At 66.6% G+C, this 881-nt stretch carries 2 protein-coding genes; both read right to left on the bottom strand.

The annotated features are described in order from the left end of the window. A partial coding sequence (locus tag EOA28_RS37185; protein WP_348633456.1) for an alpha/beta family hydrolase occupies positions 1-222 on the bottom strand: 222 nt, incomplete at its 3' end. Between the two features lie 248 nt (positions 223-470). Continuing rightward, positions 471-881 (bottom strand): tetratricopeptide repeat protein (locus EOA28_RS37180; RefSeq protein ID WP_128315912.1); only part of this gene is annotated, 411 nt, incomplete at its 5' end.

The following is an 881-nucleotide window of genomic DNA, read 5'->3' as shown; positions in this document are numbered from 1 at the left end:
GTATTCGGGGTTGACCGTCTCGGCGCGCGGCGGCGGCTTGCGGTGGCCATAGCGGCGCGCGGCCATATAGTGGAACTCGAAGCGCGCGACCTGGAAGCCGGCCGCCGCGAGCGCCTTGGCGGTGGCTGTCATCGAAGGCGAGTCCATCGACGCGCCGGCGCCATGGGCGAGCAGGATGGTGACGGGAGCAGTGTCGAAGCCGTCGAAGAGGAAGTGGGTCATGGATGCGCCAACCTCGCCTTCTCCCCTTGTTGTGGGAGAAGGTGGCCGAGTGAAGCTCGGACGGATGAGGGGTGCTCCAGCTTGGCGGATACGCCCGCCAATATCCTTACTTGCGACAAGGTCACCAGCGCCTCATTCCTTCCAACACCCCTCATCCGTCTCGGCGCTGCGCGCCGATCCACCGCCCGGGGGCGAGCCACGGGTCTCGCCCCGTCCTTCGGACCCCACAGGGGGAGAAGGAGGAAGCGCTACCCCGCCGTGCGTGCCATATGTAGATCCACGAATTGTATCCCCTTTTGCGCAGTCCGCGCCCATTCGGACTCCGAGTCCAGCTCCAGATAGCGCACCCACAGCCGGCGGGCTTCCGTCAGATTGCCCGCATCGAACTCCAGCCGCGCCAGGTTGAACACCGGGTCGGCATAGGCCTTGTCGAGCGCGATCGCCTTCTGCAGGTGGCGCCTTGCCGACGCCACCTTGCCCTCGTCGCTCATCAGGCCGGCGAGGTTGAACCAGGCTTCCACAAAGCCGGGATCGAGCTTTATGGCGCGGGCATAGTCATGCGCCGCTTCGGCGATCCGGCCGGCGCCGCGCAGGCAGTTGGCGCGGTTGAAGGCGGCAATCGCGTCCTTCGGGTCGATCGCCAGGCAGCGCTGGTAGAG

It is taken from the genome of Mesorhizobium sp. M2A.F.Ca.ET.067.02.1.1 (assembly GCF_004023285.1).
Classification (GTDB): domain Bacteria; phylum Pseudomonadota; class Alphaproteobacteria; order Rhizobiales; family Rhizobiaceae; genus Mesorhizobium.
Note: the sequence above shows the minus strand (reverse complement) of the source record. Positions and strands in the feature narration are given on the sequence as shown.